This window comes from Vreelandella neptunia (assembly GCF_000712975.1).
In the GTDB taxonomy this organism is placed as follows: Bacteria; Pseudomonadota; Gammaproteobacteria; order Pseudomonadales; family Halomonadaceae; genus Vreelandella; species Vreelandella qaidamensis.
This window is the reverse complement of record NZ_JHQL01000008.1, coordinates 1-5,340: the sequence shown is the minus strand read 5'-3', so window position 1 is coordinate 5,340 and position 5,340 is coordinate 1. Positions and strand designations below refer to the sequence as shown.

General features: G+C 54.9%; 8 protein-coding genes. 3 read left to right on the top strand and 5 right to left on the bottom strand.

What is annotated here, in order from left to right; translation table 11 throughout:
* The first annotated feature begins 1,031 nt into the window (after positions 1-1,031).
* Positions 1,032-1,964 (top strand): replication initiation protein, encoded by a 933-nt coding sequence (locus CR46_RS0117580; RefSeq protein ID WP_030074907.1) that lies wholly within the window; start codon positions 1,032-1,034, stop codon positions 1,962-1,964.
* Positions 1,965-2,164: 200 nt separating this feature from the next.
* On the opposite strand, the gene CR46_RS0117575 is transcribed toward CR46_RS0117580, so the two are convergent.
* Positions 2,165-2,455 carry a BrnA antitoxin family protein gene (locus CR46_RS0117575; RefSeq protein WP_030074905.1) on the bottom strand — a complete coding sequence of 97 codons (291 nt, stop codon included), beginning with the start codon at positions 2,453-2,455 and terminating at the stop codon, positions 2,165-2,167.
* Positions 2,415-2,699 carry a BrnT family toxin gene (locus CR46_RS0117570; RefSeq protein ID WP_030074904.1) on the bottom strand — a complete coding sequence of 95 codons (285 nt, stop codon included), beginning with the start codon at positions 2,697-2,699 and terminating at the stop codon, positions 2,415-2,417. The genes CR46_RS0117575 and CR46_RS0117570 overlap by 41 nt, the downstream gene beginning before the upstream one ends.
* Positions 2,700-3,129: 430 nt before the next feature.
* On the opposite strand from CR46_RS0117570, the gene CR46_RS0117565 reads away from it, so the two are divergent.
* Positions 3,130-3,360 (top strand): hypothetical protein, encoded by a 231-nt coding sequence (locus CR46_RS0117565; RefSeq protein ID WP_030074902.1) that lies wholly within the window; start codon positions 3,130-3,132, stop codon positions 3,358-3,360.
* Positions 3,361-3,627, top strand: coding sequence for a hypothetical protein (locus CR46_RS0117560; protein ID WP_030074900.1), 267 nt, complete (start codon positions 3,361-3,363; stop codon positions 3,625-3,627).
* 88 nt (positions 3,628-3,715) lie between these two features.
* On the opposite strand, the gene CR46_RS0117555 is transcribed toward CR46_RS0117560, so the two are convergent.
* From CR46_RS0117555 to CR46_RS18595, 3 genes are all read right to left on the bottom strand, one after another.
* Positions 3,716-4,009: a hypothetical protein gene (locus CR46_RS0117555; protein WP_030074898.1), complete on the bottom strand. Its 294-nt coding sequence runs from the start codon at positions 4,007-4,009 to the stop codon at positions 3,716-3,718.
* Positions 4,006-4,896, bottom strand: coding sequence for an integrase domain-containing protein (locus CR46_RS0117550; RefSeq protein ID WP_198023745.1), 891 nt, complete (start codon positions 4,894-4,896; stop codon positions 4,006-4,008). The genes CR46_RS0117555 and CR46_RS0117550 overlap by 4 nt, the downstream gene beginning before the upstream one ends.
* A 243-nt stretch (positions 4,897-5,139) precedes the next feature.
* A partial coding sequence (locus CR46_RS18595; RefSeq protein WP_035537035.1) for a hypothetical protein occupies positions 5,140-5,340 on the bottom strand: 201 nt, incomplete at its 5' end.

Sequence of the window (5,340 nt, the reverse complement as noted above, 5' to 3'; positions counted from 1 at the left end):
AATTCGTTCGACGAAAACCAAAAATCCCGCCTGTGGCGGGGCTGAAACGGCAGGAGCCGCAGGGGGGAGCTGTTCGTCAGGTGGGAAACCCACCTGACGAACAGGGGTGCGTATAGCTCGTGATGAGCCTCATAGGGATAGATAGCGACAACATAGGAGTCCTCGTTTTTAGGGGTTAATGGGGAGTTACTGCGATAGAGCGTTTTCGGTTGCGGTACGGCTAAACCACTGCAGCACGGCACACAAAAAACGAACAGACAGGCTCACATAGCCAGGCTGTTTAGATCGGTATAGGGAAAAACTGACGCTGTGAGCTACGCCGTTAGGCGGCAAAACACATAGGCAGTCGTCATCAATGAGCCACTGAAGGCACGGCGGTCCTGTGTGTATGTACACAACAAAACAGGTATATGGCTGGGAAGAGCCTGAAGGAGAACGCATTTTTCGCGGACAGCACTCGCGGCCGCGTGCAAAAACGTTTTTAGGTGAGATACCGGGCTGGCACAGCACACAAAAAAACGGGGGCATAGACCAGCGTCTGAATAGAGCAGGTCCAGGTCATATAGAACCGTGAACTGCACCACGAGCTGCGCCATTGGGCGCAAGCGAGACAGATCAGAGGGAAAATGGGCTAATGTAGCTAATACAGCCCTGGTCTCATTGGTCGCGATTATGCAGACGCAACGAAACAATCAGAAATAGGCCCGATGAGAGCCTGATGCCGATGTGGCGAAGGAAAAATGCTGGTTAGTTTAGCGTGGCCAGCGCTACCACGTTCAGATCGCTAACGAGCGATTGAAAATCAACGATAACAGCAGTTTGAGAACAGCACAATATGTCAGCGACACTGGACTCACCCAGTATTTAAAAATTCTGTTATGCTGCTGTTAAACCTGAATTTCAGGCATGAAAAACCCCGGATCAATGAGGTTGCAGCCTCTAGCCGGGGTCTCTCACACAAGTAAGTAGGGACATTATGAGCATTGAGCGCTTAAACCTCAAGTTCTGTCAGCCCTGCCAGGGGCCGGCAGATGAACGCAACAGATAGAAAACTACCTAGTAGCAGCCTGCGGGAATTCCGCGAGCGCCTGCCAAAAAAACCATATTTTACCGATCAGCTGGGTGATTATCTGCGTATTCATCGCGCAGAAATGGCTCTGCGAGCGCGCTATATCCAGTTTAACGGCCCCACGCACATGCACTGGCTGATATTCGATATTGATCGACCAGGCGCAGCGCTGGACTGGGAGGATCGTCGCGTTCCTCCCCCCAATTTCACAGTTCAAAACCCCGCAAATGGACACGCACATCTAGCCTACGGGCTGGCTACGCCAGTCCGTACAGCACCTGATGGGCGGATAGCGCCGTTACGCTATGCAGCGGCGGTTCAAGACGCCCTATGTAGCTCCCTAGGGGCAGATAGGGGTTACACAGGGTTTCTATGTAAAAACCCGTTTAGCAGCTACTGGCGAACCGCTGAGTGGGAGCCTCGATTGTATGAGCTAGGTGATTTTGAAGGGTGGCTGGATCTGAGCGCTAAGCCGCGCCAAGCGGCAAACAGTAATGCGTACGGCTTGGGCCGCAACTGCACGTTGTTTGAAAAGCTGCGTCAGTGGGCTTACAAGGCGATAAGGCAGGGGTGGCCCGACGCTGATCGCTGGCAACAAGCTGTGCTAGAACGCGCAGCGGCTTACAACTCGTTTGATCAGCCATTGAATACCAATGAAGTGCGAGCTATCGCTCGCAGCGTCGCCAAATACACACACCGGAACTTTAATCCCGCTGGATTCAGCGCTGTGCAGGCCCAGAGAGGGCGAAAAGGCGGGGCGGCCAAAGGTGCATCTTATGCAGAGAAACGCGCTCAGGCGCTGGCTTTGCTCGATGCGGGGGCCAAGCGTTACGAGGTTGCCGAGCAGCTAGGAGTAGCACTGAAAACAGTCTCACGTTGGAAAAAGGGACAATAGCCTTATCAGATAATAGCCCGGGGGGGTGGTCTTGGGGGTGGGGTTTAGAGAGAAAAATAAAATACTGACAGCGACCGTAGGGAGCCCAATACAGCACTCCTGCCGTCGCTGACGAAACGAATCTCTGATTCGTGAGGGCAGCGTGGCCAACAAGCGATAGCGCGTTAGTGCCTGCTGACGCACCTGTTTGGCTACAGCGGCTAATTAAGCTCGTGAACGTTGTGTTCTTTAAGATACTGGCGGAGTGCTTGGTTCATCCGCGTTTGCCAGCCTTTGCCTGTTTGCCTAAAAGCTTCCACTACGTCTTGGTCGTATCGGATCTTTACCGGCACTTTACGTTCACTCTCTGGGATCGGCGGTCGTCCACGGCCACGTTTTACCAGGATATCGCCATGGTATTGGTGTGCGGCCTCAAACCATTCGTTTGTCAGTTCAGGAGCATCGTCTGGATCAAACCAGGTGCTGTTCGTATTGTTGCCGTTCGCGTTCATTGGCGTACCTCATGGAAATAATGCGGCGCTTTGTTCCGCGTTGTGTCCAAACAATCACGGCGGTTTTGCCGGTGAGCTTGCCTACGGTGATGATGCGCTTTTCACCGTAGTCCTGGCGGTCATCTACCATCGAGAAGGTGTTGCCGGCAAAGACGACCGGTGCATCGTTAAAATCCAGGCCGCGATGTTTCAGCGTGTCTTGTTGTTTGCGCAGGTCGTACTCGATCTCACTGCCTGGGGCCATCAGGGTCTCCTTGTCCTCTTATTTAGTGTACCCCCAAAAAATAGCTACGCAAGCGTCGATTCCTTCCGCTGCGAGTCTCAAAAGCCACCCTTAAAAAAACTCAAGATAATGGGGGTAATCTTGAGTTTCAGCCTATAGGCGTGAAAAAATCACGTAAATAGCTCAGGATTTGCATATCTAAATCTCCCTAGCTAGGGTGTAGGTACGTTAAGCAACGGACGCTTTGCGTAAGGACGACCGAGCACGGAACGCTTGAGGATCTCATGGACGTATGAGCAGGACGCTCAACAGAGTTTCGCTAGGAAGCGGCACAAGAATTTTGCCCGACCCGAAAGGGTCGGGCTTTTCTTTGTCTGTCGTTATTTAAACGTGATTTTTTCACGTTTATTAGTCTACACTTGTAGACATCTCTCCCCTTGAGTGAACAGCCATGACTCTTCGCAAAATCAGCGACCTTAAACCCGTGTTTAGCAGTGAGCGTGTCACCGAGTGGCAGCTCGCCCCTATGGGACCACGGTACCGTTATGAGCGAGATCGGGCCGCGGTCGGGCAGGAAATAACGCCTGGCAGTGAGCAGTATGAGTGGCACGTTCTGGCCAACAACGACCTGACCCACGCCAAACGCAAGGTGTTTGCGCTAATCACCGAGGACTATCTGTAAATGGCCCGCGTGCGGGCCATACAGGCCGCTGAGGCGTCTTTATGGCTAGAGGTGTTACTAACCTACGCATTTGGCCCTGCGCCTGCTCAGCAGGCTGCGCAGCTGGATTTAGTGGGGATTGCCCACGACGCCACCGCGTATCCCGACGACATACCGAATGGGCGATTGGCTCAGCTGCTGCTTGCCTGGGCTGAGCGTTACGTTGAGGCGGGAGATTGGCAGCGGTTACAGGCCAGAATCAGGCAGCGGCGCTCACAGTCGGGATAGCATGCACTTCCAGGGTGGGTGCTGTGACTCGCAACAGCAATCGAACTGCACCGCATGCGGTGCAGTTTTGACCAAAACCCGGTGGCGATTATGCATGCGGTCGCTGCTGCATCGAGGGTGGAGGTGGCGGCTCACCAGTCCGCCCGATCATTGTCCACAACTGACAGATTGCGTAGTGGTAATCGCGCTCTGTACTGGGCGCAAATTGTTGTTTTTCATAAAAATCCAGCACGTTTTTTTTGCCAATTTGCTCAGGCGGACGCCCGATAGCGGTGATAAACCGCTCGATGCGAGCGGCCGTGTTACGTCGTGACGTTTTACCCCCTTTGCGCCGGTATAGATCAATTTTTTGTCGCAGTTCTCGGCTGATGAGCGGGCTCATGCACTACTCCCCAGGTAACTGTTGGTGATACTGATGCGGCCATGACCCAGCTCCTCGGCGATCTGCTGTCGCGCCGCCCGGTCGATCTCACGTGGTACCTGTCCTCCCAGAACCGGCGCGGCATAGCCGGTGATCTGTTGATAACGATCGCAGGCGTACGCGCTGCGCAGATCGTGCAACCGGCTGACACCGTGCTGTTGCAGGGTTTCGCGGATATCGCGTAGCCCGTTCTCACGCCAGGATTTCCAGTTTTGGTCGGCAGGCATCACCGCTCTGGCAGCTCCCTGCGCAGCGGCAGCACGCTCTAGAACGGCGATCTGCCGCGCTGACGTGAGCGGAATTTCCCGATCGCGGCCGCCTTTGGTGCCGTCAGTGATCGTGACAGCCCCCCGCGAAGTAGCCTCACGCAGCGCCGATTGTGCATTGAGCAGCGACGCTTCTTTTGTGCGTAAACCCAGCTCCCGAGCCAGCTCTGCAACGGCAACGCCGCGTTCATTCAGTGCCGTTAGGCCACGCTCCAACTGACCTCTATCGAGGCCCGTAGGCGGCGTCTCACGAATCGCACTGCGTTGGTCAATGGAGCACTCTTTAGTGGGGCTAACACGCTGCCACTCGCCCTGCGTGGCGATGCGCAAAACCGTATTGATAGCCGACACGGCGTTTTGCGCATGGCCCTGACCAATCTCGTTATTGCTAACGCGATCGGCCAGTTGTTGACCGTATTGAATGACCAACTCTCGGCTGATGTGCTCCATCTGTTTAACGCCATTTTCGCGTGCAAACGCGGCAAATTGCGCGAAATTACGCCCCGTTTCGGCGGCATGGGAAAACCCCATGCCGCTCACCTGGACGGTGCTATTTAGCGCAAATTGCGCTGCTGTGACCATGTTTCGTGATCCCAGTCCAAAATTTCTACTCACGTTCCACCGTTCCACCCCGAGCCTATTTGGTGCCCTGCGAAGCCTGCGCCGCGCAGCAGCTCATGTTGAGTTTTACGCGAGTCATTGCGGACGCTCGCCGATCCGTGGGGTGGCAAAAAATGGGCATAACGTTGGTTTTTGATGGGTGCTATGGGGGGAGCCATCCCCCGCGCCGCCGATTGTCACGGTGTGACAATCGGCGGCTCCGGCCTAGCGCGAACGCCCACCCCTGCCCAGGGGTGCCCAAACCGCGTGGTGGCAAAAAAATAGCAGCAGGAGTTGCCAATCTCCGACCGTGTCATCCACCTGGTCTGTCAGGTGGCTGTTAGAGACATTTTCGTTGGTTTTCGTCGAGAAATTCGTTCGACGAAAACCAAAAATCCCGCCTGTGGCGGGGCTGAAACGGCAGGA

Excerpts from the sequence above, each read along its gene's own strand:
- CR46_RS0117570 (WP_030074904.1), bottom strand. The coding sequence starts at position 2,699 with ATGGCCCCAGGCAGTGAGATCGAGTACGACCTGCGCAAACAACAAGAC.
- CR46_RS0117560 (WP_030074900.1), top strand. The coding sequence starts at position 3,361 with ATGGCCCGCGTGCGGGCCATACAGGCCGCTGAGGCGTCTTTATGGCTA.
- CR46_RS0117550 (WP_198023745.1), bottom strand. The coding sequence starts at position 4,896 with ATGGTCACAGCAGCGCAATTTGCGCTAAATAGCACCGTCCAGGTGAGC.
- CR46_RS0117555 (WP_030074898.1), bottom strand. The coding sequence starts at position 4,009 with ATGAGCCCGCTCATCAGCCGAGAACTGCGACAAAAAATTGATCTATAC.
- CR46_RS0117565 (WP_030074902.1), top strand. The coding sequence starts at position 3,130 with ATGACTCTTCGCAAAATCAGCGACCTTAAACCCGTGTTTAGCAGTGAG.
- CR46_RS0117575 (WP_030074905.1), bottom strand. The coding sequence starts at position 2,455 with ATGAACGCGAACGGCAACAATACGAACAGCACCTGGTTTGATCCAGAC.
- CR46_RS0117580 (WP_030074907.1), top strand. The coding sequence starts at position 1,032 with ATGAACGCAACAGATAGAAAACTACCTAGTAGCAGCCTGCGGGAATTC.